Annotated in this window: 21 protein-coding genes and 1 pseudogene; 7 read left to right on the forward strand and 15 right to left on the reverse strand. The window is 40.1% G+C overall.

Going from position 1 to position 24988, the window contains the following annotated elements:
• Positions 1 to 2 precede the first annotated feature (2 nt).
• Both rnhB and lpxB read right to left on the reverse strand, forming a co-directional pair.
• Positions 3 to 605: a ribonuclease HII gene (gene rnhB, locus D172_RS12585; protein ID WP_007376797.1), complete on the reverse strand. Its 603-nt coding sequence runs from the start codon at positions 603 to 605 to the stop codon at positions 3 to 5.
• On the reverse strand, positions 595 to 1752 hold the full coding sequence (gene lpxB, locus D172_RS12590) for a lipid-A-disaccharide synthase (RefSeq protein ID WP_007376798.1): 1158 nt from the start codon (positions 1750 to 1752) through the stop codon (positions 595 to 597). Before lpxB ends, rnhB begins: the two co-directional genes overlap by 11 nt.
• 299 nt (positions 1753 to 2051) lie before the next feature.
• Here lpxB and D172_RS12595 point away from each other — a divergent pair, with 299 nt between their 5' ends.
• The 6 genes and pseudogenes from D172_RS12595 (at position 2052) to D172_RS12620 (ending at position 11012) form a co-directional block, all read left to right on the forward strand.
• Complete coding sequence (locus tag D172_RS12595) at positions 2052 to 3635, forward strand: cytochrome ubiquinol oxidase subunit I (RefSeq protein WP_007376799.1); 1584 nt, start codon at positions 2052 to 2054, stop codon at positions 3633 to 3635.
• Entirely contained in the window at positions 3632 to 4771 is a 1140-nt protein-coding gene (gene cydB / locus D172_RS12600; protein ID WP_007376800.1) for a cytochrome d ubiquinol oxidase subunit II, read from the forward strand. Before D172_RS12595 ends, cydB begins: the two co-directional genes overlap by 4 nt.
• A gap of 12 nt (positions 4772 to 4783) precedes the next feature.
• The gene (gene cydX, locus D172_RS12605) at positions 4784 to 4948 is read left to right on the forward strand and encodes a cytochrome bd-I oxidase subunit CydX (protein ID WP_007376801.1); all 165 of its coding nucleotides are present in this window, start codon (positions 4784 to 4786) and stop codon (positions 4946 to 4948) included.
• Positions 4938 to 6730 (forward strand): annotated as a pseudogene (gene cydD, locus D172_RS12610) (thiol reductant ABC exporter subunit CydD). Before cydX ends, cydD begins: the two are co-directional and overlap by 11 nt.
• Positions 6723 to 8468, forward strand: coding sequence for a thiol reductant ABC exporter subunit CydC (gene cydC, locus D172_RS12615; protein ID WP_007376803.1), 1746 nt, complete (start codon positions 6723 to 6725; stop codon positions 8466 to 8468). The pseudogene cydD and the gene cydC overlap by 8 nt, the downstream one beginning before the upstream one ends.
• A 567-nt stretch (positions 8469 to 9035) precedes the next feature.
• The gene (locus tag D172_RS12620) at positions 9036 to 11012 is read left to right on the forward strand and encodes an RICIN domain-containing protein (protein ID WP_007376805.1); all 1977 of its coding nucleotides are present in this window, start codon (positions 9036 to 9038) and stop codon (positions 11010 to 11012) included.
• Between the two features lie 61 nt (positions 11013 to 11073).
• Here the strand turns inward: D172_RS12620 and lpxA are convergent, their stop codons facing one another.
• The 13 genes from lpxA to rpsB all read right to left on the reverse strand — a co-directional run bounded on the left by lpxA (position 11074) and on the right by rpsB (position 23900).
• Positions 11074 to 11844 (reverse strand): acyl-ACP--UDP-N-acetylglucosamine O-acyltransferase, encoded by a 771-nt coding sequence (gene lpxA, locus D172_RS12625; protein WP_007376806.1) that lies wholly within the window; start codon positions 11842 to 11844, stop codon positions 11074 to 11076.
• Between the two features lie 2 nt (positions 11845 to 11846).
• Positions 11847 to 12299: a 3-hydroxyacyl-ACP dehydratase FabZ gene (gene fabZ / locus D172_RS12630; protein ID WP_007376807.1), complete on the reverse strand. Its 453-nt coding sequence runs from the start codon at positions 12297 to 12299 to the stop codon at positions 11847 to 11849.
• 27 nt (positions 12300 to 12326) lie between these two features.
• Complete coding sequence (lpxD, locus tag D172_RS12635) at positions 12327 to 13349, reverse strand: UDP-3-O-(3-hydroxymyristoyl)glucosamine N-acyltransferase (protein ID WP_007376808.1); 1023 nt, start codon at positions 13347 to 13349, stop codon at positions 12327 to 12329.
• Positions 13350 to 13356: 7 nt separating this feature from the next.
• Positions 13357 to 13875: an OmpH family outer membrane protein gene (locus D172_RS12640; protein WP_007376809.1), complete on the reverse strand. Its 519-nt coding sequence runs from the start codon at positions 13873 to 13875 to the stop codon at positions 13357 to 13359.
• Positions 13876 to 13886: 11 nt separating this feature from the next.
• Positions 13887 to 16358, reverse strand: a complete 2472-nt coding sequence (gene bamA, locus D172_RS12645) for an outer membrane protein assembly factor BamA (RefSeq protein ID WP_007376810.1) — start codon at positions 16356 to 16358, stop codon at positions 13887 to 13889.
• A gap of 97 nt (positions 16359 to 16455) precedes the next feature.
• Positions 16456 to 17808 carry a sigma E protease regulator RseP gene (gene rseP / locus D172_RS12650; RefSeq protein ID WP_007376811.1) on the reverse strand — a complete coding sequence of 451 codons (1353 nt, stop codon included), beginning with the start codon at positions 17806 to 17808 and terminating at the stop codon, positions 16456 to 16458.
• A 1-nt stretch (position 17809) separates the two neighbouring features.
• A complete protein-coding gene (gene ispC / locus D172_RS12655; RefSeq protein WP_007376812.1) occupies positions 17810 to 19015 on the reverse strand; it encodes a 1-deoxy-D-xylulose-5-phosphate reductoisomerase in 1206 nt (401 codons plus the stop codon).
• Entirely contained in the window at positions 19012 to 19878 is an 867-nt protein-coding gene (locus D172_RS12660; protein WP_007376813.1) for a phosphatidate cytidylyltransferase, read from the reverse strand. The genes ispC and D172_RS12660 overlap by 4 nt, the downstream gene beginning before the upstream one ends.
• A gap of 20 nt (positions 19879 to 19898) precedes the next feature.
• A complete protein-coding gene (locus D172_RS12665) occupies positions 19899 to 20678 on the reverse strand; it encodes an isoprenyl transferase (RefSeq protein WP_007376814.1) in 780 nt (259 codons plus the stop codon).
• Between the two features lie 58 nt (positions 20679 to 20736).
• Positions 20737 to 21258, reverse strand: coding sequence for a ribosome recycling factor (gene frr, locus D172_RS12670; RefSeq protein WP_370587472.1), 522 nt, complete (start codon positions 21256 to 21258; stop codon positions 20737 to 20739).
• Between the two features lie 49 nt (positions 21259 to 21307).
• Positions 21308 to 22057 carry a UMP kinase gene (pyrH, locus tag D172_RS12675; protein ID WP_008133874.1) on the reverse strand — a complete coding sequence of 250 codons (750 nt, stop codon included), beginning with the start codon at positions 22055 to 22057 and terminating at the stop codon, positions 21308 to 21310.
• 158 nt (positions 22058 to 22215) lie between these two features.
• Positions 22216 to 23067 carry a translation elongation factor Ts gene (gene tsf, locus D172_RS12680; RefSeq protein WP_007376818.1) on the reverse strand — a complete coding sequence of 284 codons (852 nt, stop codon included), beginning with the start codon at positions 23065 to 23067 and terminating at the stop codon, positions 22216 to 22218.
• A 104-nt stretch (positions 23068 to 23171) separates the two neighbouring features.
• Positions 23172 to 23900, reverse strand: coding sequence for a 30S ribosomal protein S2 (rpsB, locus tag D172_RS12685; RefSeq protein ID WP_007376819.1), 729 nt, complete (start codon positions 23898 to 23900; stop codon positions 23172 to 23174).
• A gap of 271 nt (positions 23901 to 24171) precedes the next feature.
• Here rpsB and map point away from each other — a divergent pair, with 271 nt between their 5' ends.
• Positions 24172 to 24957 (forward strand): type I methionyl aminopeptidase, encoded by a 786-nt coding sequence (gene map, locus D172_RS12690; RefSeq protein ID WP_007376820.1) that lies wholly within the window; start codon positions 24172 to 24174, stop codon positions 24955 to 24957.
• The last annotated feature ends 31 nt before the right edge of the window (positions 24958 to 24988 follow it).

The raw sequence follows: 24988 nt of genomic DNA on the forward strand, positions 1-24988 counted from the left end.
GCTTAGCCCTCACCATTGGCTTGCGCCAATACACGCTGCACAGGTTTAAAGCTTTTACGATGCTCGTCAATCGCGCCGTACTGCTCAAGCGCTGCAAAATGCGCTTTAGTTGGATACCCCTTATGCCCTGCAAAACCATATTCAGGGTGGCGTTTATCAAGCTCAAGCATTTCGTCATCGCGCGCTACTTTAGCTAAAATAGACGCGGCTGAAATTTCTGCCACTAGGCTATCGCCTTTAACAACAGCTTGCGCTGGCATAGTGAGTTTTGGCAAGCGATTACCATCTATAAATACAAATTCAGGTTGCGTACTTAATGCCTCCACTGCGCGAGTCATGGCAAGCATAGTCGCGTGTAAAATATTTAATTCATCAATTTCTGTTGGACTGCAGCGACCATACGCGTAACACAATGCTTTTTCTTTAATTTCAATTGCCAGTGCTTGGCGTTTTTTATCCGTTAATTTTTTAGAATCCGCTAAGCCAGCAATAGGTTTAGTGGGATCTAAAATAACGGCGGCAGTAACTACATCACCAACAAGCGGGCCGCGCCCAACTTCATCTACACCGGCAATTAGGGTTACATTTGGTCTATCAATTTGCATTTATTAACTCCGCCACAGCGTTGGCTGCTTGTTCACTGGCATTTAATCTAATTTTTTCGTGAATGGCTAAAAAGCGTGCTTTTAGCGCTTTGTTATCTGTGTTGAGCATAGGAGTAAGCGCATTTGTTAAGTTAGTTACGTTACACTCACTTTGCAAAAACTCAGGCACTAGCTCTTCGTCGGCTAATAAATTAGGCAGCGAAAAGTACTTAATATTAAACGTAAATAGAGTTTTAAAAATCCAATAGCTCAAAGGCTTTATTTTATAACCCACTACCATTGGCTTTTTATAAAGCATGCCTTCAAGTGTTGCAGTGCCCGACGCTAATAAAATGGCATCAGCAGCTTGCATCGCTAATTTTGATTGCCCATCAAGCAGATTAACATTAAGGTCAGGCGCGGTGGCGTTTAATATTTCAGTAAACTGCGCTTTGCGCTTTTCGTTTACCAGTGGCACCACAATTTTAAGATTTGGGTTTTGCGCTTGCAGCTTTTCAGCTGTTTTAATGTAAGTTTCACTTAGTAAACCAACCTCAGAGCCTCGACTACCAGGTAGCAATGCCAGTACTTTGTCATCAAGGCTTAAGCCGAGTTCTTCACGCGCTTTGCTGTCGTCGTGTTCAAGTGCTATATCGTCTGCCAAGGTATGACCCACAAACGTACACGGTACTTGATGCTTATCATAAAATTCTTTCTCAAAAGGCAACAATGCAAGGACTAAGTTAGTCGCTGCACTTATTGTATGAATGCGCTTTTCGCGCCATGCCCAAACAGATGGACTTACGTATTGCACCGTTTTAATACCCGCATCTTTGAGCGGCTTTTCTACTCGTAAGTTAAAGTCGGGTGCATCAATACCTATAAATACATCAGGTGGGTTATCTACAAAATGCTGCACGAGTTGTTTACGTATTTTGAGCAAACGCGGTAAACGCCCTAACACTTCAACAAGCCCCATTACCGAAAGCTCATCCATGTCGTAAAGTGTTTTACAACCCTGCGCTTGCATTTTAGGCCCCGCTATCCCTTCAAAAATAGCGTCCGGAAAGTGTTTTTGAAGGGCTTTAATTAAGCCTTCACCTAAAATATCGCCCGACAGTTCACCTGCCACAATACCAATTCGTAGTTGTTTTTTATCTTTATTCATTTGATTTTATTTCACAAGTAAACCAGGCGTTCATGCTTGTTAGTTTACCGTGTTTTACTGTTTGATTAAACGCTTTAAATAACTGGTTTTTTATCACCTAAGTTAAGCCTTTATGTTGTTTGTTTTTAATACTGATGTAGCATAGGAAATATATTAAGTTTTACTAATATACATATTGACAAAAATTGCACAAACGTAAATAATATTACAAACTTTCAGTAATTACTGAAAGTTCATTAAATATTAACTTTGCCAATTAAACATTGCCCTGTTAATCCGTCACTCTCAAGGAGCCAATAATGATAGATGAAACCTTTGTGGATCTATCGCGATTACAGTTTGCTGTTACCGCTCTCTTTCATTTCTTATTCGTACCGTTAACGATAGGTATGACCTGGATTTTAGTTATTATGGAATCGGTTTATGTTATGACCGGTCGCGAAATTTATCGCGATATGACTAAGTTTTGGGGAAAATTGTTTGGTATTAACTTTGCAATTGGTGTGGCGACAGGCCTAACCATGGAATTTGAGTTTGGTACTAACTGGTCTTATTACTCGCATTACGTAGGTGATGTTTTTGGAGCTCCCCTGGCTATTGAAGGTTTAATGGCATTCTTTTTAGAATCGACCTTTGTAGGTATGTTCTTTTTAGGCTGGGACAGGCTCTCTAAACGCCAACATTTAGGTGCAACCTTTTTAATGGCCATTGGTACTAACATGTCGGCGCTGTGGATTTTAATTGCCAACGGTTGGATGCAAAACCCAGTAGGCGCTGAATTTAACTATCAAACCATGCGCATGGAAATGACCAGTTTTGCAGAGCTTGTGTTTAACCCTGTAGCCCAAGTTAAGTTTATTCATACTGTATCGGCAGGTTATGTAGCAGCGTCTATGTTTGTGCTAGGTATAAGCAGTTGGTATATATTAAAAGGCCGTGATTTAGCATTCGCTAAACGTTCTTTTTCAGTCGCATCAGGCTTTGGTTTAGCGTCAATTTTATGTGTAATTTTACTCGGTGACGAATCAGGCTACGAAGTAGGCGAAGTCCAAAAAGTGAAACTTGCCACAATTGAAGCCGAATGGCACACAGAAGAAGCTCCAGCTGCGTTTACCGCATTTGGTTTTCCTGATTCAGAAGAGCAAGTAACACATGCGGCGGTTAAAATACCTTACGCACTTGGGTTAATTGCTACGCGCTCACTAGATGAGCAAGTAACGGGTATTAACGACCTAGAAAAACAACATGAAGTACGTATTCGCAACGGTATGGTTGCTTATGAATACCTTACAAAACTCAGAAACGGTGAAGATACGCCAGATAATATTGCCAAATTTAATACTCTAAAAGATGATTTAGGTTATGGCTTGCTACTTAAGCGCTACACACCTGATGTTGTAGATGCTACTGAAGAGCACATTCAAAAAGCAGTTAAAGACTCTTTTCCTAAAGTAGGGCCTATGTTTTGGTCATTTAGGATTATGGTTGCCTGTGGTGTAGCCATGCTTGGTGTATTTATATTGGCTTTTTACTACAACGCACATCGCGTTATTGAGCAAAAACGCTGGTTGTTATGGGCTGCCGTATTGAGCATTCCACTACCTTGGATAGCGATTGAATTTGGCTGGATAGTTGCCGAGTATGGCCGCCAACCTTGGGCTATATCTGAAATACTGCCGACCTTTTTAGCCACGTCGTCACTAACAGTAAATGATATTTTAATTAGCTTAACTGGGTTTGTTATTTTCTATACTGGTTTAGCCATTGTTGAAGGTTGGTTGATGATCCGCTTTGTTAAGCAAGGACCAAGCTCGCTACATACTGGTAAGTATCATTTTGAATTACCAAACAAAACTGATCAAACTGAAGGAGAGCAATCATGATTTTTGATTATGAAACATTAAAAATGCTTTGGTGGTTGATCATTGGTGTGCTGCTTATTGGTTTTGCTATTACCGATGGCATGGATATGGGCGTTGCTATGTTACTTCGCCTCGTTGGTAAAACAGATTCAGAGCGCCGCACAGTAATAAACACAATTGGCCCGCATTGGGATGGTAACCAAGTATGGTTTATAACTGCAGGCGGCGCGTTATTTGCAGCGTGGCCTATGGTTTATGCTGCCGCGTTTTCGGGCTTTTACTTTGCCATGATGCTAGTACTCTTTGCTTTGTTTTTTAGACCACTTGGGTTTGATTACCGCAGTAAAGTAGATTCAAAACGCTGGCGCAATAACTGGGATTGGGGTTTGCTTGCAGGCAGCGCGATTCCAGCATTAGTTTTTGGTATTGCGTTTGGTAATTTATTTTTAGGCGTACCGTTTAATATTGATAACCTTATGCGTGTTAGCTACCAAGGTTCATTTTTTGGCTTGCTTAACCCATTTGGATTACTTGCAGGTTTAGTGAGTATTACCATGTTAGTTGCGCATGCGGGAATGTGGTTACAACTTCGTACAGCAAGTGTGGTCGCAGAGCGTTCGGGTCAATATGGTCGCTATTCTCTTATTGTGTTTATCGTGTTATTTGCTGCAGCTGGTTTTTGGGTTGCTAATTTAACGGGATACCAAATTGTATCTATGGCTGATACACAAAGTCATGCAGACCCTTTAGCTAAAGTGGTCACTACAGCGCAAGGTGCTTGGTTAAGTAACTATAGCACCCGTCCGTGGACAATGACCTTCCCTATTTTAGCCTTTGCAATGGCATTAAGTGCACTTGTGTTTTCTAAATTAAATAAACCAGCACTTGGGCTTATTTCAACAAGCTTAATGTTAATTGGCGTAATTATGACGGCCGGTGTTTCACTGTTCCCATTTATTATGCCATCTAGCAACAACCCTAATATTAGCTTAACAATTTGGGATGCGGTATCGAGCCATAAAACGCTCAATATAATGTTTATTGCAGTGTGTATTTTTGTACCACTAATTTTGTCCTACACCACTTGGTGTTACGTAAAAATGTGGCGCAGAGTAACGGTAGAAGAAATTGAAAACAACACTCACGGTAGCTATTAAGGAGACTAAACTATGTGGTATTTCGCTTGGATTTTAGGTGTACTTTTGGCCTGTACCTTAGGTGTAATAAATGTAATGTGGTATGAGTTTCATCAAAATAAAAACAGTATTGCTGATGATGAGCAAGTTATGCATGATTTATTAAATGAAAATAACTCGACCAAAGATGACGACTAACCCCCGACCAGATCGCGCGCAGCAGCAATCACTGCGCGCTTTTTTAAAGCGTCAAAGTAAACTCGCTGCAGTGTGGTTAAAGTTAAGCATTGCATTGGGTACTTTTAACGCATTACTAATGATTGCAGGTGCTTATTTACTGGCTCAAGCTATTCATAATGTAATGTTTGAAGGTAATAACTTAGCCCAAGTTACTTATTTACTATGGCCCTTAGCAGGCATTATTTTATTACGCGCAGTGTTTTTGGCGCTAAGTGAACGTTTGAGTGCATTTGCTGCACTTAAAATAAAATCGGCTATGCGCCAAACCCTTTTAAATAAGCTCAGTTTACTTGGGCCAAGCTATATAGAACAACACGGCCAAGGCGCTACATTAAATACCCTGCATAATGGCGTTGAAGCACTCCACGACTATTATGCTAAATACTTACCCGGTGTTGCTTACAGTGCGCTTATTCCGCTGGCAATATTGGTTGTTATTTTTCCGACAGATTATAAAGCTGGGCTGATATTTTTATTAACCGCCCGCTCATTCCTTTTTTCATGATTTTGGTAGGCTCAAAAGCCGAGGCTTTAAACCAAAAACGCTGGAAGCAACTTGCTGTACTAGGCAATTACTTTTTTGACCGCGTACAAGGTTTAACTCAACTCAAGCTATTTAATGCAACACGTACCGAACTTAAACAAATAGCTAAAATTTCAGACGACTTTAGACACGCGACACTCGATGTTTTAAAAATCGCATTTTTGTCATCATTCGCACTTGAGTTTTTAGCTACCATTAGCGTGGCACTCGTTGCCGTAATTATTGGTTTTAGGTTGTTTTTTGGTACTCTTGATTTTGCAACTGGCTTTGTCGTGCTGCTTTTAGCACCTGAATTTTATTTACCACTGCGCCAGCTGGGTAGCCATTATCATGCGCGCTTACAAGGCATTAGTGCGGCGGCCGATATGGTTGCAATTTTAAATGCACCACTGCCAAGTGACGTAAATGCGTTAGTGGCTACAAGCACACCTGAAAACAATTTAACTTTAAATACAATTAACTCAATAAGTATTACCGACCTTAATTTTATATACCCAGATAGTAACGAAGGCATTAAAAATATAAATTTAACACTACCAAATAAAGGCTTAATTGCCGTTGTGGGCAGTAGTGGCTCAGGTAAAAGTACATTGTTTGATTGTCTATTAGGGTTTCACCCTGAGGTAATTAAGCACCTATCTATTAATGAGCAGAGTTTAAGTGCAACCGATATTACTTACTTGCAAAATAATATTGCATGGATTCCACAAAAAGCGACGCTGTTTTACGACACCATTGCTGCCAACATTAAATTGGCCAAACCCACTGCCACACAGCAAGAGCTTGAACATGCAGCAGAGCAAGCTAGTGTGCTTGAATTTATAAATACCCTACCCGATGGTTTTAACACACTGATAGGTGAGCAAGGCGAAGGACTTTCTGGCGGTCAAAAACAACGTATTGCACTGGCTCGCGCATTTATAAAACAAGCACCAGTCTTAGTGCTTGATGAGCCCACAGCGCACCTTGATAGCCAAACAGAGCTGCTTATTCAAGATGCTATTAATGAATATGCTAAAAACAACTTAGTGTTAGTTATTGCCCATAGACTAAATACCGTTAAACATGCCAGCAATATCATTGTGATGCACGATGGAAAAATAGCTGAGCAAGGTCACTTTGAAACACTTGTAGCGCAAAATGGTGCATTTGCTGACTTACTAAAAACGGCTGAACAAGGGGTGTCACATGCGTAATTTTATTCGCTTATTAAAGCTTTGTGCTCCTCATTACAAAGCTATGCTATTGGGTACATTTTTAGCGACGATTACGGTATTAGCTAATGTGGGCCTGTTGGCTATATCTGGCTGGTTTTTAGCATCAATGGCCGCTGCTGGTATTGCGGGCGTACAAATGAATTACTTTACCCCAGCGGGCACCATTCGGTTTTTAGCCATTGTACGAACAGCATCGCGCTATGGCGAACGCCTAGTTACTCATAACGCCACGTTTTTATTACTAAGTGAAATACGTAACAATGTATTTGCAACGTTAAGTAAGCTTAACAATGTTGATTTAGCAATGAGCCGCAGCGCTGATTTAGTTAACCGATTACAAAACGATGTTGACGCACTCGACAAATTTTATTTAAACGTTTTACTGCCTATGTTGGTTGCCCTTTTAAGTGTGCCAATCATCATGCTGTTTATGTCGGCCTATAATGGTAACGTAGCCCTTATTTGCTTTACTGGCATTATACTTATTGGTGTGGTTATACCTGCCCTACTTAGCGCAAAGCTCACTAAAAACAGCCACAAAGAAACACAACTTAGTGCACAACTTCGCTCTGAGCTTTCAGATACACTCACAGGCCTTAGAGAGCTTAGTATTTATCAAGCCCGTTCGCAGCAGCTTAATAAGTGCGACGAATTAAGCGAGCAGTACAATCAGCAATTATTTATTCGCCACAAAGCATTGGCAAACTCTGATGGGTTAAGCTTGTTGGTTGTTCAATTAGCCATGCTTGCTAGCATAGTAACCATAGTGCCACTGGTTTACGCAAACAGTATGGTAAATGTAGAGCTTGCTATGTTGAGTTTATTTGTACTGGCAAGCTTTGAAAGTGTATTGCTACTACCCAATGCGTTTATAGAGCTTCCGAGTGTTTTAAAAGCAGCAGAGCGATTGTTTACACTTGAAGATAAGGCTGCTAGTTCGCAAATTGAAAGCACACATATAGACGTTGATGAAAACTTTAGCGCGCAAAACCACACGTTAGTACTTAACAATATTAGCTACCAATATGGTGAACAAACAGCGCTAACCAATATCAGTTTTGAACTAAAGCCCCAGCAAAAGGTAGCAATTGTAGGTAGAAGCGGCAGCGGTAAAACGACGCTTGTAAATTTACTTACTGGTTTATGGCCTTTGCAACAAGGCAGCATAGCGCTAAACAATCAAAATAGCGTTGTTGACTTACATTCGTTAAATAATGATATACGCGCAAATGTTATAAATATACTCGCCCAGCAGCACCATATTTTTGATGGCACATTAAGTGAAAACTTACGTTATGCCGCGCCAAATGCAACTAAAGAGCAAATGATTGAAGCGCTCGCATTAGCTCAATTAAGCCCATGGTTTAATGAACTAAAAGAAGGTTTAAAAACACGATTAGGCACTGGCGGGCGTAACGTGTCGCAAGGTCAATCTAGGCGTATAGCAATTGCCCAAGCATTACTTAAAAAACCTGCTTTTTTGGTTCTTGATGAACCAACAGAAGGTCTTGATAATCAATCTAAGCAAGGAGTAATGCAAGCAATAATGCATGTTATGGATAACGCGAGCGTGCTGACAATTACGCACGATCCCGCTCTACTTGCTCAAATGGATAATGTTGTGTGGTTAGAAGACGGCAAAGTAGTTGCGCAAGGCTCTCATAAAGAGCTCAGTGGCACTTATCCCAACTATGTGGCGCTCACTACTCGGTTTTAGTTAAAGTCACCTGAACTTTGGATAATAAATCCTTTAACCAGAGTTCAGGTTAAGTAACAATTCCATTTTTAGTTTTTTCAGTTAAACAGTACTGCTTAAACCAAACTGCATAAATTTTGAGCAATTCAACAAATTAAATTGCCCCTGGGCAAAACCATACGAGCAGCGCATGTTTGGCATTTATTCTACGTTATCGCCTATTTATGGGGAACACCGCACTACATAGGCCCTGTCTTGTCTAAACACCAAGCTTACTGCTGCAAGTTCAGCCTCGAAAGATAAACAGGCCCAAAATGAAGTATTTCTTAGTCGATTACAAAAAAAAGGCTGTGATTACAAATATACACACTTTTTTAAATGCATGATATTTATATGTTATTTTATTGTAAATTAATTATTGCAAAAAAGATCGCTTCATCTAATCCTTTTTACTTATTGTTATTATTATTATTTAAAGTGAATATGCCACCGGTGGCATTTGTAGTTCAAGAATAAAACTTGTTAATGATCACTGCAGTCTTAAATACAAAAGTTTTTACACTGAAAACCATTTTAATTGGAGTTAAAATGAAAAAAACTAATATTTTAAAATACTCTTTACACACAACTGCAATATTAGCCGCAATTTATGGCGGCAGTGCCCTAGCTGCAAATGCATCTGGATATGCTTCAACAAACGGTAATACAACAGGTGGTGCCGGTGGTGATGTTGTATATGCAACAACAGGAACTCAAATACACCAAGCTTTATGTAATCGTGCATCGAGTGATACACCAATTATCATTCAAGTTGAAGGCACAATTAATCATGGTAATACAAGCAAGGTATCTGGTGATAGCTGTAACACTGGTCCTGACTTAATTGAACTAAAAGAAATTAGTAACGTTTCTATTATTGGTGTTGGCAGTGGTGCTTTATTTGACCAACTCGGTATCCATATTCGTTCTTCGTCAAACATTATTATTCAAAATGTTCATGTACGAAATGTAAAAAAATCAGGCTCACCAACCTCAAACGGAGGTGATGCAATTGGTATGGAATCTAATGTTCGAAATGTATGGGTTGACCATGTAACACTTGAAGCAAGTGGTGGTGAAAGCAGTGGCTATGATGCACTTTTTGATATGAAAAATAATACAAAATACGTAACTTTATCTTATAGTATTTTGCGTAATTCAGGTCGAGGTGGTTTGGTTGGCTCAAGCGACAGCGATGATGCTAATGGCCCAGTAACATTTCATCATAACTACTATCAAAATATAAATTCACGAACACCTTTACTCAGACACGCAACAGCCCATGCTTATAATAACTACTATAGTGGCATACAGTCATCTGGGATGAATCCACGCATAGGTGGTAAGATGCGTGCTGAAAATAACTACTTTCAAGACTCTAAAGACCCACTAGGTACTTTTTACACTAACGATATGGGATATTGGCAAGTAAGCGGTAATATCTGGGACAATATTGATTGGTCTGAAGATGAAAGTAAGCTTCACCCAGCAGGCCCAAATCCTTCATCAACTACTTCTATTAGTATACCTTATAACTATCAACTGGATAATACTCAGTGTGTTCCTGCAATTATTGCAGCAACCGCAGGTGCAAATAAGGGCTTAAAAGAGTCAAATGGTGAATGTGGTACGACTGAGCCCACAGATCCAACTGAGCCTACGGATCCAACAAATCCACCTGAGCCGACTCCTTCAGGGGAAAATCTTGCTTTGGCTGCAGGTGTAGATGGCAGCTCTAAAGCCAGCGGTACAAGTTATGGTAATGTTAAAGATGGAGATACATCCACTTACTGGTCGCCAAATTCATCTACTGGCACAATAAATATTAAAAACTTAAATACGACAATTAATGCTGTAAAGATTATTGAAGCGTCAGGTGCTCAAGGAAATATTACTTCATGGTCGCTGGTTAATTACGATACAGGCACAACGCTCGCTAATGGCGGGGCTGTACCTAATGTAATCACCTTTTCGAGTGTAAATTTGTCAAAAGTCAGTTTTGTTATTAACTCTTCAAACTCAACACCGAGAGTTGCTGAATTTGAGGTTTACAATGGCTATAACGACTCAGGTAGTTCAGTCACTAATACCCTAGTTAATGGCGTATACAGGGTTACACCTAAGCACAGTGCTAAATCACTTGATGTAGCTAATTGTGCAAATAGCAATGGTGCTAACATATCGCAATGGTCATGGTTAAATAACGATTGTCAAAAATTCAATATATCAACGGTCGATGGTATTTGGCATAGAATTTCACCAGTTAATGCTCCATCAAAGGGCCTTGATGTAGCCGCTAATTCAACGGTTAATGGTGCAAACATTGCTCTGTACACATATACCGGTAGTTATAATCAACAATTTAGATTCCAAGCCGCTGGTACAGGAAAATGGCGGATAATAAATCGTAATAGTGAACTTTGTTTTGATGTTGAGGGAAATAAAGCAAATGACGGGGCAAATCTATTGCAATGGACTTGCAGCGCTGGTTCTGAAAATCAAATGTTTGAACTAACGCGACAGTAAACTTTAAATAATAAAAACCACCTTCGATTTCTCTAAGGTGGTTTTTTTAATTAAGAAGCCGTTATCTGACAATACCGCGCTCAGAACCTTTAACAAAGTAGATCATCAACTGCACTGCAGGATACTTTGCAGCATCTTCACTAAGCGACTCAATAGCTTCTTCAACACCTAGGCTCTTACGATAAAATGCTTTATATGCACGGCGTACAGCCATAATTTCGTCACTTTCAAAACCACGGCGTTTCATGCCTTCTTTATTGATAGCTGCAGGGCCTGCTGGCATACCAATGGTAGTAACAAATGGTGGTACATCTTTGTTAACACCAGAATACATGCCAATAAATGCATGTGCGCCGATTTTACAAAACTGATGAACTCCCGAATTACCACCTAAGATAACCCAATCGCCTACATGTACATGACCAGCCACACTTGCATTGTTAGCAAAAATTACGTTATCGCCAATTACCGCGTCATGTGCAACGTGTGTATAAGCCATAAACAAATTATTACTACCAATTTTAGTAACGCCTTGGTCTTGAATCGTACCACGGTGAATAGTGGCACATTCACGGATAACGTTGTTATCACCCATGATTAATGTGGTTGGCTCGTTGTTGTATTTTTTGTCTTGGCAGGCTTCGCCTACAGACGCAAACTGAAAAATATGATTGCCAGCGCCAATAGTTGATGGCCCTTTAACAACAACGTGAGACTCAATAATACAGTTATCACCGATAACAACATCATTGCCAATATAACTATACGGACCAACTGAGACATTGTTGCCTAGTTTAGCGCCAGGTTCGATTATTGCTGTAGAATGGATCACTATTAAAACTCTCTTCTAGCACACATAATTTCGGCACTACATACTATTTTGCCGTCGACTCTTGCTTCTGCCGAAAATTTCCAAATGTTGCGACGTTCCTTTAAGAACTCAACATGAAGATGCATTGTATCACCAGGAATTACCGGTTGCTTAAAACGCGCATTATCGACTGCTGCAAACAAGTAAAGCTCGTTTTCGCTACGATTTTCAACCGTTTTAAAACCAAGTAAGCCCGTTGCCTGAGCCATTGCTTCTAAAATTAACACACCTGGAAAAATAGGCTGATTTGGAAAGTGCCCAGTAAAAATAGGTTCGTTTATAGAAACATTTTTAATAGCATGTAAAGATTTACCAGGAGTAAAGTCAATAACACGATCTATTAATAGCATCGGATAACGGTGCGGTAATAAAGCTAAAATTTCTTGAATATCAAGGCTATTTAATTCGTTTGCCAAAATAGCATCCTTATTAGTGTTCAACGTTTATGACTTAGCCAATGCTTCAAGCGCTTTAAGACGAGATTTCATATCTGAAAGGTTACGCAAGTGAGCTATTGATTTACGCCATTCTTTGTTTGTTGTATGGGGCATACCAGATGAGTAAATACCTGGTTCGGTGATTGATTTTGTCACCATACTCATGCCGGTAATTATAACACCATCACATACAGACATGTGACCATTAATTGCAACCATGCCACCAATTTGACAGTTTTTGCCAATGGTAACGCTTCCAGCAAGTACAGTGCAGCCCGCAATTGCGGTGCCTGAATTAACTTCAACGTTGTGCGCTATTTGACATTGATTATCGATAATAACATTGCTATGGATGATGGTGTTGTCCAGTGCGCCACGATCAATTGTTGTGCTAGCACCCACTTCAACTTTGTCACCTATGATCACAGAACCTAGCTGGGGTATTTTAACCCACTGCCCGCGTTCGTTCGCATAACCAAACCCATCGCTACCTATAACACTATTTGCTTGAAACAAACAATCTGTACCAATTTCGACCTCGTGATAAATAGTCACACTAGGCCAAAGCTTAGTGCCAGAACCAATTTTAACACGTTCCCCGATAAAACTGTTCGGACCAATTTGCGCATTGTCACCTATCACTGCACCAGCTTCAATGACTGCGTTAGCACCAATAGCCGCGCTGTCACTAACGATCGCTGTTGAATGGACAGTGGCACTTGGATGAATACCCGTCGAGGCTGAGCGTGGAGTGGTATCCATAAATTGCGCTAATTTAGCGTAACTTACATACGGATTAGCAACAATAATTTTACTGCCATTAAAGTACTGTGCATCGGCTTGGCTTACTATTACAGCACTAGCTTGAGTAGTCTCAAGTTGCGATCGATATTTTGAGTTCGCTAAAAATGCAATATGCCCAGAATGGGCATTTGCAAGTGTCGCTATTTTTTTTATTTCTAAAGCGCCATCACCCTGAAGTTCGGCGCCTAGAAGTTCCGCAATTTGCGAAAGCGTATAATTTTGCATGGAGTGATTATTTCTTACTAACAGCGGCTACAACTTTAGATGAAAGATCGGTAACTTCTTTAGGGTTAAAGTAAATTGTCGTGTCTTTTACTTTAACTTCATCAAAGTCGCCATCTTTAGCAATTTCTTCAATTGTTTTAATAATAACACCCTGAACTTTAGCAAGTTCTTGGTTTTGGCGTGCTTTAATTTCTTGCTCTAAAGGACGACCTTGTTCAGCAAGGTTTTTTTGCATACCTTGAATTTTGTCACGTAGTGCATCTTTTTGAACTTGGCTCATCGTTGTGCTTTCACGCTTAAACTTTTCAGCTTCAAAGCGAATATCACCTTGTAACTTTTCAAGTTCTTGACGGCGCTCAGCAAACTCGGTTTGCAAAGACTGTTCGATTTTTGCCATTTGAGGAATTTGTTTATAAATTTCCTGCATATCTACGATACCTACTTTATGTGCAAGTGCACTCGCAGAAGTTCCCATAATAAGTGTTGCTAAAACAGCTACTGCTGTTGATTTAAATAATTTTTTCATAAAAAGCTCCTTTAAAAAGTGTTACTAATATTAAAACTGATGGTTTTCGTATCGTCATCTTCTTCTTTTTGCAATGGATACGCAAAACTTATCAGCATAGGACCCATTGGAGAGATCCACTGTAATGATAAACCGGTTGAAATCCTAAAACGCAGCGGATCTGAATAATCATCTAATTTGGCACGCTCATCAACACCTAAGTTTTGAAAGCGATCTACATTAAATTCAGTATCCCAAACGTTTGCCGCATCAACAAAGAAACTCGTACGGACAGAACTGGTATTTTCTTCATCTAAGAATGGCGTAGGAACAATTAGTTCCATTCCAGCTACCGCTTTAGCATTACCACCAATTCGACCTTGAGGTATTAATACATCAAACTCAGACGCACCGCCTATAGTGCCTGTTGTAGCACCGTCTGTGCCCGGTGTACCCGGAATAGACTGCGGTATACGCGATACAGCACGTGGTAATATTGTATTACGGTCAAAGCCACGAAGTTCCATTTCAGTTATACGAAAGTATTCTTGAAATGGTAATGTTTGATCATAACCATTTGTTGAACCGTAACCGTTACCATAACCAAGCGCTGCACGCGTTGAAAATACCCAACGGTGGTCATTTGATATAGGCCAATAAAAACGTGAATCGTAATTCAGTTTAAAGTACTGAAGATCAGAATTTGGCGTTGTCGCAGTTAGGTTAAGTGTTTGACGTGAGCCCGCTGTTGGAAATAAACCTCGGTTAACAGTAACGCGCGACCAACCTACACTTAGCTCATATTTATTAAAATCGAAACCAGCATCTGGGTTTTCCGGATCTAAGAATGTTTCACGCAATACTCGTGTTTGCTCATACTCAGCAATATCCGATAGCTCTTCTTTGATCCAGCGCACACCAAAGTTAATACGATTAATCGCATCAATTGGGAAACCTATATTTGTACCGATACCGTAACTTTTCGATTTGTAGTCAACAAGGCTAAAGGCACTCGCATCATAGTTACTGTAAAAAATACTACTACCTTGTGATACACCATCAGGCGTAAAGTAAGGGTCAGTGTACGATAAACTTACACGTTCAGAACCCTTAGAGGTATTAATATTGAATCCAATTTGGTTACCAGTACCTAAAAAGTTAGATTCTGTCACACCAATATTAAATTGTAAGCCTTGGTAAGAACCATATGCCAAACCGGCATTAAAGCTACCGGCTGATTGCTCTTTTACTGTAAAATCAACATCTACTTGATCATCCACACCAGGGACTGGCACTACATTAAAATCAACTTTTTCCATGTAGGCCAAACGTTGAATTTGTAGTTTTGAACGCTCTAGGTTTTGATTAGATAACCAAGCGCCTTCAAGTTGTGTCATTTCACGGCGAAGTACTTCATCAGCCGTATTTTGGTTACCACCAACAATAATACGACGCACATAAACACGTTTACCCGGATTAACCGACAACGTTAATTGCACTTCTTGCTTTTCGTCGTCAATCTCTGGAATAGTACGTACTTCAGCATTTGCGTAGCCAAAACGTGCTAAGTAACTTTTAATAAACTCTTCAGAAGACGTTACTACTGAACCGTTATATAACTCGCCTGCACGAAGTGGAATAACACTTTTAATTAAGTCTTCGCGGCCAAGTAAGTCACCAATAAAATCAAAACCCTTAACTTTGTATTTTACGCCTTCAGTTAAGTTGGCTGTAACATATACTGACTCACGTTCTGGACTTACTGACACTTGTGTTGAATCGATATTAAATCGTAAGTAACCACGGTCTAAATAAAAGCTGCGAATTTTTTCTAAATCGCCTTCAACCGTTTGCTTTTGGTAACGGTCGCTGCCCATAAATTGCCACCACGGTAAATCTTGTTGTGACTCGGCAAGCTTTAATAAGTCTTCATTAGAAAAAAGTTCGTTACCTACCAAGTTTATTTGGCGGATGGAGGCGGCATCACCTTCATCAAACTCTAATTTAAGCTTAACGCGGTTACGTGGTAATTTAGTTACACTAATATCAACTTTAGCGTTGTATTTACCAATACTGTGGAAGAACTCAACTAACCCTTTTTCGATATTATCGATAACAGTTTTATCAAGCGGTTCACCTTGGCGAATATCTTGTTGTTCAAGCGACTCATTAAGTTGCTCGTCTTTTATATCTTTATTGCCTTCAAACTCAATAAAGCTAATCGTAGGACGTTCTGTTACTTTAAAAATAACATTATTGCCATCACGAAGTGCTTTTATGTTGTCAAAGTGACCAGAGCGGTAAAGTGACTTTATTGTTTTTGAAATCGTATAGTCGTCAACATTATCGCCCACATTGATAGGAATATGCGTTAATGCAGCACCCAGTGCTACGCGCTGTAAGCCTTCAACTTTAAGATCTTCAACAATAAAGGAAGTTTGGCCCAGTGCTGCAAAGCTTGCACCCAATAAACTTGAAACTGCCAAATGTTTTTTTATAGCCATTTTATTATCTTTATCCTATACAACTGTATTACCGCTTAGCACCTAAAATTAATGATGCTTTACAATCGTGTTCTAATTAGTAATTGTCACGCTGTAGCTACAAACGTGATACATCATTGAACAAAGCGAAACATGTTAGAAAAATGAGTAGCAAGGCTCCCACTTTAAAACCAAACTCTTGTGTCTTTTCAGAGACTGGCTTTTTACGAAAAAGTTCAATTATGTAATACATTAAGTGTCCACCATCAAGCACTGGCAAGGGTAATAAATTAAATACACCCAAGTTAACGCTAATCAAGGCTAAGAAGCTTAAAAATGCAACTAAGCCATAGCTTACGCTAGTTCCAGCACCGACTGCAATGCCCACCGGACCACTTAAATTTTTAACAGAAACTTGGCCTGTAATTAAATTACCTATCATGTCAAAGCTAAGAGTAATCAAGCGCCATGTTTCTTTTGTGCCTCGGACAATGCTGTCAAGAGGGCCGTATTGTCTAGTCTCTACATACCCTTCTGGCCATTGTTGAACAACCGGTGCTACGCCCAAAAAGCCCTGTTCAATACCGCTATTATCAAGGCGGCTTTGCGGGGTTACTGTAATGCTTTTTATACTATCTTGTCTTTTTACACTAAATTGTAAAGATTTGTTAGCCGATTGCGTAATAAGATTAACTAATTGCTGCCAACTGCTTATTGTTTCGCCATTTACAGCCAAAATAGTGTCATTAACCTTCAAATCTGCTTGTTTTGCTGCTGAATTTTCAGTCACTGCGGCAATAGTCAGTGTTGCCTGAGGTCTAAATGGAACAATACCTAACGAACTCAGTGGCGGAACATCTTGCTGATCAAGTTTCCAACCATCTAAATTAAGCGTTTTAATACGTGGTTGTAGATTTTTATCACGAACCGTAACCTCAACGCTTTCCTCACCTAAGCTCGACATTAGTGCAAATGTAGCATCTTGCCACGTTGTTATATCGTCATCGCCAATTTTAATAATATGCTGGCTTGGCATTATGCCCGCCTGCTCCGCTCGACTCCCTTCAGTAACGCTGCCAACAACTGGCTTAACCGATTGCACACCCACCATATACATGGCAGCAAGTGCAAAAATAGCAAACAAAAAGTTTGCCATAGGACCCGCTGCAACAATAGCAATACGCGCTTGAACCGATTTAGCATTAAACGATAAGTGACGTTGGTTTTGTGGTACTTCATCAACACGCTCATCAAGCATTTTTACATAACCGCCTAGTGGTATTGCTGCAATTACGTATTCAGTATTATATTTATCGTGCCATCTTATAAGTGGTTTACCAAAACCAATTGAAAAACGCAGTACTTTAACGCCCATTTTGCGCGCAACCCAAAAATGGCCGTACTCATGTATGGCCACTAAAATACCAAGCGCTAAAATAAATGAGCCTAGGTTCCAAAAAAAATCAAACATATTAATGCGCCACTTTTGTTATAAATTGCAAAGCGCTAATCCGCGCTAATTTATCGCACTCTAAAATTTCATCTAAGCTTTGCACATTGGTGTACGTTGCAGCTTCAAGTGTTTGTGCATTTATTTTGTATATATCGGTAAAACCAATTTTACCATTTAAGAACGCGTTTACTGTTATTTCATTCGCTGCATTTACTGTCGTTGTAGCACCTTGCCCTGCACTACATGCATCAACCGCAAGTTGTAAATTAGGATAACGGGCGTAATCAGGCTTGGTAAATGAAAAGTCTGTAATATCAGAGAAATTGAGAGGCTTTACACCCGCATTAATTCGCTCAGGATATGCAAGTGCATGGGCAATAGGAGTGCGCATATCAGGGTTACCCATTTGCGCTAAAATAGAACCGTCGTGGTACTGCACCATTGAATGAATAATGCTTTGCGGATGAATAACTACATCAATATCACTGGTGTCACAATTGAATAACCACTTGGCTTCAATAAACTCCAAGCCTTTGTTCATCATAGTGGCCGAATCTACTGATATTTTTTGACCCATAGACCAATTAGGGTGAGCGACTGCTTCGCTAACAGTGACATCTTTTAACGTATTTATATCACGGGTTAAAAATGGGCCACCAGAACCGGTAAGCAAAATTTTACTTACGCCATGTTGCTGTAAATTTTGATCGCCTTTGGCATTTTGTAACGAAGAAGGTAGACATTGAAAAATAGCATTATGTTCGCTATCAATTGGTAGTAAAGTTGCTTTATGTTGTTTAACTTTGTCAATAAACAACTGGCCAGACATCACAAGTGATTCTTTATTGGCAAGCAGTACTTTTTTACCTGCTTCTACTGCACTTAATGTTGGCAATAAACCAGCAGCACCTACAATTGCCGACATAACAACATCAACATTAGGATAAGCACACACGTCACTCATAGCTTGCTCGCCATGCCTTACTTTAGTTTTACACTGAGTATTAGTTAAATACGATGACAACTGCTCAGCAGCCGTTTGCGAAGCCATAACTGCATATACAGGTTCATGCTCTATGCATAACGCAGCCATTTTTTTTGCATTTTGTCCGGCGGTTAAAGCAAAAACATCAAATAGTTCTTTATTTAGCGATACAACATCTAATGTGCTTAAGCCAATAGACCCTGTTGCACCTAAAATAACCAGTTGTTGCTTTGGGCTCATAAACTCAGCGTCCATGCATAACACATAACAAACATTGGAGCCGCAGCGGTTAAGCTATCAATTCTATCTAAAATCCCACCGTGACCAGGTAAACAATTACCACTGTCTTTTAAGCCAGCTTCGCGTTTAAACATGCTTTCGAGTAAGTCACCTACAGCAGAAAACAACGCAATCAAAGCGGTCATAATGGCGTATACAGGCCAAACAACTAAATCAACATCGGTGAAATGACAAAATATTAAGACAAAAATAACAGCAGCAACGACACCACCGGCGAGCCCTTCAATTGTTTTATTTGGGCTCACTTTAGGCATCAATTTATGCTTACCAAAACTTTTCCCGGTAAAGTAGGCACCCACATCAGCGCTCCACACAATACCTAAAACGACTAAAATCAGCATAGAACCAAAATGAGCAGATTCAGCATACTGCGCACTACGTAAGGTATTAAGTGCAAGCCACAATGGCACAAGCGTTAGTAAACCAGCGATGCCTCGCATCACGAGGCCTTCATTCCAAGCTTTAGCCATAGCGGGATAACGCCATACTAAATAACTGGCAACAATCCACCAAGCAAATGCAAGTGTAAATAAATAATTTGCATCACCCACTAATTTACCATTTTGCCATAAAGCTTCAATTGGCCAATGTAAGTTGAGCACTGCGAGTAAAGCCGCAACTAAAAGTACAAAAGCACTTCTTTTGAGTTTGTCACACAGGCCCATAAATGCAGACCATTCCCATGCACCTAATAATACTATTGCACCTGCAAAATAACTAAATAACGTAAGCGGTGTATAAAAAACCAATGCTAATGCTAAAGGCGCTAGCACGAGCGAGGTTAAAATGCGTTGTTTTAACAAAATTGTGACCCTTATTCTATTTAGGTTTGAGCGAGTAATTGTTTTATTTGTTCGCCCGTACAACCAAAACGTCGCTCTCTGGCAACGTAACACGCAATGGCCTCAGCAAATGCTGCTTCATTAAAATCAGGCCAAAGTGTGTCGGTAAAGTAAAGTTCTGCGTAAGCGGCTTGCCATAATAAAAAGTTACTAATACGAACATCGCCACCAGTGCGAATAAGTAAATCAGGTTCTGCCTGATCTGCCATGCTCATATGCTGCGCTAAACGCTCTTCGGTAATATCTTCGGCGTTAAGTGTGCCTTTTTCTACTTGCAACGCAAGTTGCTTAGCTGCATTAGCCATATCCCAACGACCACCATAATTAGCTGCAACATTTAAGTGCAGCCCGGTGTTATTCTCAGTCAACGCTTGTGCGGAATATACTTTACTACGCAAGCTCTCCGAGAATCGTGATAAGTCTCCAATAATGGTCAGTTTTACATTGTTTTTGTGAAGCTTTTTAACTTCTTTTGTTAAAACAAACAAAAAAAGCTCCATTAACGTATTCACTTCATCCTCAGGTCGGCGCCAGTTTTCACTGCTAAAAGCAAATAAAGTTAACGATTGTATCCCTAACTTAGTGCAAAACTGAACAGACTGACGAACGGCATCCACGCCTTTTTTATGCCCGTATACACGAGGTCTATTTCTAGCTTGCGCCCAACGTCCATTACCATCCATTATGATGGCAACATGTTTAGGTAAACATTGCTGTGAAATTGTGTCAGCGTCTAGAACCATAAATATTGAATATTCCATAAAAAAACGCCGCCTAGTATACCCCAGACGGCGTTTCAAAACTAATAATTTTAGTTGCCTAGATTTCCATCAATTCAGTTTCTTTGGCAGCTAATAGCGTATCCATTTCTTTAATAAACTTATCAGTAAGTTTTTGAATCGCATCATCTGATTGACGCGCTTCATCTTCTGATATGTCTTTATCTTTTAATAACGCTTTCACATCGCCATTAGCATCGCGACGAATATTACGAATAGCAACACGACCTCCTTCAACTTCAGCGCGTACAATTTTGATTAAGTCTTTACGACGCTCTTCTGTAAGTGGAGGAAGTGGTACACGAATAACAGTACCTGCTGACATAGGGTTTAAGCCTAAGTCAGACGCCATAATCGCTTTTTCAACAGCTTGCGCCAAAGACTTATCAAATACACCAATAGCAAGTGTACGAGAATCTTCAATTGTCACGTTAGCAACTTGGTTTAAAGGCGTTGGTGCACCGTAGTACGACACCATAATGCCATCTAAGATAGCTGGATGTGCGCGGCCAGTACGAATTTTAGATAATTGGCTACCTAGTGCAGTTACACTTTTTTGCATGCGCGCTTGCGCGTCTTTTTGAATATCGTTAATCACGGTTTAATCCTAATTATTTGATTATTTCATCTGAGGCTTGTGAAGAAATAAGTGTTCCTTCTTCTTCACCCATAATTACGCGTTTTAGCGCGCCTGATTTATTCATGTTAAATACGCTCAACGGCATATTGTGATCGCGGGCTAGAGTAAATGCCGCTAAATCCATAACTTTTAATTCTTTATCGATGATTTCATTGTAGCTTAAGTGGCGATAAAGCGTCGCTTCTGGGTTTTTTACAGGGTCATCACTGTACACGCCATCCACTTTCGTTGCTTTAATTACTGTATCCGCTTCAATTTCGATACCGCGTAAACACGCTGCAGAATCAGTCGTGAAGAATGGATTACCCGTACCCGCTGCAAAAATAACAACGCGGCCCGTTTTTAATAAGCTAATTGCTTCAGCCCAGTTATATGCATCACACACACCATTTAATGGGATAGCCGACATTAAACGACAATTTACAAATGCACGATGCAGCGCGTCACGCATTGCAAGGCCATTCATAACTGTTGCAAGCATACCCATATGGTCACCAACAACGCGATTCATACCTGCTTCTGCAAGCGATCCACCGCGTAAAAAGTTACCTCCACCAATAACTAAACCCACTTCTACGTCGAGCTCTACTAGCTCTTTAATTTCTTGTGCCATACGGTCTAAAACTTTAGGATCGATGCCGAAGCCTTCGTCTCCCATTAAAGCTTCACCACTTAATTTGAGAAGAACACGTCTAAAAATAGGTTTACGATTGATAGTCATAGTATTGGGGCCAACTTTTATTGAATTATGGATAAAAAATAACCGCGCTTATGTTAAACATAAAAGCGCGGTTATTTTAAAGAATTTCTAGCTGTGAAGCAAAACCAAATAGTACTTTAATTGCATCTAATTTCCTTTTGCATCACAAATAGTTAATCTTACTGACCTTTAGCTGCAGCAATTTGAGCAGCAACTTCAGCAGCAAAATCTTCTTCTTTCTTCTCGATACCTTCACCAACTTCTACACGTACGAAGCTAGTAACTGTTGCGTTTTTCTCTTTAAGAATATCGCCAACAGATTTTTTAGGTTCCATGATGAAAGCTTGACCAGTAAGAGAAACCTCACCAGTAAATTTCTTCATACGACCAACAACCATCTTCTCAGCGATTTCAGCAGGCTTGCCTTCATTCATCGCGATTTCAATTTGTACTTGCTTTTCTTTTTCAACAACATCAGCAGGCACATCAGAAGGTGTTAAGTATTCAGGGCTAGATGCAGCAACGTGCATTGCAACGTGCTTAAGTGTTTCTTCATCAGCAACACCAGCAACAACAACACCGATACGATCGCCATGACGGTACTCAACTAGGTTTTCACCAGTTACGTACTGCAGGCGACGTACGTTGATGTTTTCGCCAATTTTAGTAACTAGCTCAACACGGTCTTCTTCAAACTTAGCTTGTAAGTCTTCGATAGAGATTGTGTCAGCAATTGCAGCGTCAGCAACTTTGTTAGCAAATGCTAAGAAGCTTACGTCTTTTGCAACGAAGTCAGTTTGACAGTTAACTTCTACTAGTACTGCAACACCCGCATTTTGCTTGATGATGATAGTACCTTCAGCAGCAATGTTACCTGCTTTTTTAGCAGCTTTAGCAGCGCCACTTTTACGCATGTTTTCAATCGCTAACTCGATGTCGCCATCAGTCTCAGTTAACGCTTTTTTACAATCCATCATGCCAGCGCCTGTGCGCTCGCGTAATTCTTTAACTAGGGCAGTAGTTACAGCCATTAGTAAATCCTCAAATCTGAAATCTGGTTTAGATAAGCGGGTTACCCGCTCTACAAGAATAGCAAGTCTTCACCTTAAAAAGATGAAGACTTGATGACAGCTAATTACTCAGCTTCAACGAAATCGTCTTTCTCAGCTTGAGCAACGATGTTATTCTCGCGACCTTCAGTGATAGCAGCTGCAACAGCGCTAGTGTAAAGGCTTACAGCACGGATAGCATCATCGTTACCAGGAACGATGAAATCAACGCCGTCTGGATTAGAGTTAGTATCAACGATTGCAACAACTGGAATACCTAGGTTGTTAGCTTCACGGATAGCAATGTGCTCGTGGTCAGCATCGATAACGAAAAGCGCGTCTGGAAGACCGCCCATGTTTTTGATACCACCAAGGCTTTTTTCAAGCTTGTCCATTTCGCGGTTAAGCATTAACGTTTCTTTCTTAGTTAATTTCTCGAAAGTACCGTCTTGGCTTTGTACTTCAAGGTCTTTAAGACGCTTGATTGATTGACGAACTGTTTTCCAGTTAGTCAACATACCACCTAACCAACGGTGATTAACGTAATACTGGTCGCTTGCAATAGCTGCTTCTTTAACTGCTTCGCTTGCTGCGCGCTTAGTACCAACGAAAAGAACTTTACCTTTGTTTGAAGCAGCACCAGTTAAAAACTTAAGTGCGTTATTGAACATTGGTACTGTTTGCTCAAGGTTGATGATATGAACACGGTTACGTGTACCGAAGATGAAAGGCTTCATCTTAGGGTTCCAGTAACGTGCTTGGTGACCAAAGTGAACACCAGCTTGAAGCATATCGCGCATTGAAACATTTGCCATTTTATAGATCCTCTATAGTTGTTTAGGGTTAGGCCTCCACATATCCCATAGCACCAACACCGAAGTAATTAAACTTCAAATGCACCCAAGTGTATGTGACGATACGTGTGTGTGTTAAAATCAAATTGTGTTTGCCTTAAATACAAAAAATCATTTAAGAATTTATTTGTAAAAAGACGGCGCGCTTTATACCATATTAAAATTAAATACTCAACGTCGCGTGCAAAATTTGTTCGACGATAAATGTTAAAAACTCAACTTTGGAGCCTCAATGAGCGCTATTATCAAGACCCCTGAAGAAATAGAGAAAATGCGCGTAGCTGGGCGCTTAGCGGCCGATGTACTTGAAATGATCGGCCCTCATGTAGTGCCAGGTGTTACCACCGATGAGCTAAATACACTTTGTCATGATTATATTGTTAATGTGCAACAAGCAATCCCTGCTCCATTAAATTATCATGGCTTTCCAAAATCAGTTTGTACGTCAGTTAATCACGTTATTTGTCACGGAATTCCAAATGACAAAGCATTAAAAGAAGGCGACAGCGTAAATATTGACGTAACTGTCATTAAAGACGGTTACCACGGCGACACATCTAAAATGTTCCACGTTGGTACACCAAACATTCAAGCTAAGCGTCTTGCAGAAGTAACACAAGAAAGCTTATACCTTGCTATTAAAATGGTAAAACCAGGTGTGCGCTTAGGCGATATTGGCTCAGCAATTCAAAAATATGCAGAAAGCTTTAACTACTCAATCGTACGTGAATATTGCGGCCACGGTATTGGCGCAGGGTTTCATGAAGAACCACAAATAATGCATTATGGTAAAGCCGGCACTGGCGAAGCCTTAAAAGCAGGTATGTGTTTAACTATTGAACCTATGGTTAATGCGGGTAAACGCCAATGTAAGCTTCTTAAAGATGATTGGACAGTAGTAACACGCGACCGTAGTTTGTCTGCACAGTGGGAACATACTTTATTAGTGACCGAAAATGGTGTTGAAATTTTAACGCTACGATCGGATGATACTATCGACAGGATAATAGAACACTAATAAAACCGAAACACTTGATAAGAAAAACCTT

The organism is Pseudoalteromonas sp. Bsw20308 (genome assembly GCF_000310105.2).
GTDB classification, from domain to species: domain Bacteria; phylum Pseudomonadota; class Gammaproteobacteria; order Enterobacterales; family Alteromonadaceae; genus Pseudoalteromonas; species Pseudoalteromonas fuliginea.

Excerpts from the sequence above, each read along its gene's own strand:
- bamA (WP_007376810.1), bottom strand. The coding sequence starts at position 16,358 with ATGGCTATAAAAAAACATTTGGCAGTTTCAAGTTTATTGGGTGCAAGC.
- lpxB (WP_007376798.1), bottom strand. The coding sequence starts at position 1,752 with ATGAATAAAGATAAAAAACAACTACGAATTGGTATTGTGGCAGGTGAA.
- lpxD (WP_007376808.1), bottom strand. The coding sequence starts at position 13,349 with ATGCAAAATTATACGCTTTCGCAAATTGCGGAACTTCTAGGCGCCGAA.
- tsf (WP_007376818.1), bottom strand. The coding sequence starts at position 23,067 with ATGGCTGTAACTACTGCCCTAGTTAAAGAATTACGCGAGCGCACAGGC.
- D172_RS12665 (WP_007376814.1), bottom strand. The coding sequence starts at position 20,678 with ATGGAATATTCAATATTTATGGTTCTAGACGCTGACACAATTTCACAG.
- cydX (WP_007376801.1), top strand. The coding sequence starts at position 4,784 with ATGTGGTATTTCGCTTGGATTTTAGGTGTACTTTTGGCCTGTACCTTA.
- ispC (WP_007376812.1), bottom strand. The coding sequence starts at position 19,015 with ATGAGCCCAAAGCAACAACTGGTTATTTTAGGTGCAACAGGGTCTATT.
- rseP (WP_007376811.1), bottom strand. The coding sequence starts at position 17,808 with ATGTTTGATTTTTTTTGGAACCTAGGCTCATTTATTTTAGCGCTTGGT.
- frr (WP_370587472.1), bottom strand. The coding sequence starts at position 21,258 with ATGCAAAAAAGTGTAACTGCACTAGGTAGCCAATTATCTAAAATTCGT.
- D172_RS12640 (WP_007376809.1), bottom strand. The coding sequence starts at position 13,875 with ATGAAAAAATTATTTAAATCAACAGCAGTAGCTGTTTTAGCAACACTT.
- rpsB (WP_007376819.1), bottom strand. The coding sequence starts at position 23,900 with ATGGCAAATGTTTCAATGCGCGATATGCTTCAAGCTGGTGTTCACTTT.
- cydB (WP_007376800.1), top strand. The coding sequence starts at position 3,632 with ATGATTTTTGATTATGAAACATTAAAAATGCTTTGGTGGTTGATCATT.
- map (WP_007376820.1), top strand. The coding sequence starts at position 24,172 with ATGAGCGCTATTATCAAGACCCCTGAAGAAATAGAGAAAATGCGCGTA.
- D172_RS12620 (WP_007376805.1), top strand. The coding sequence starts at position 9,036 with ATGAAAAAAACTAATATTTTAAAATACTCTTTACACACAACTGCAATA.
- pyrH (WP_008133874.1), bottom strand. The coding sequence starts at position 22,057 with ATGACTATCAATCGTAAACCTATTTTTAGACGTGTTCTTCTCAAATTA.
- cydC (WP_007376803.1), top strand. The coding sequence starts at position 6,723 with ATGCGTAATTTTATTCGCTTATTAAAGCTTTGTGCTCCTCATTACAAA.
- D172_RS12595 (WP_007376799.1), top strand. The coding sequence starts at position 2,052 with ATGATAGATGAAACCTTTGTGGATCTATCGCGATTACAGTTTGCTGTT.
- rnhB (WP_007376797.1), bottom strand. The coding sequence starts at position 605 with ATGCAAATTGATAGACCAAATGTAACCCTAATTGCCGGTGTAGATGAA.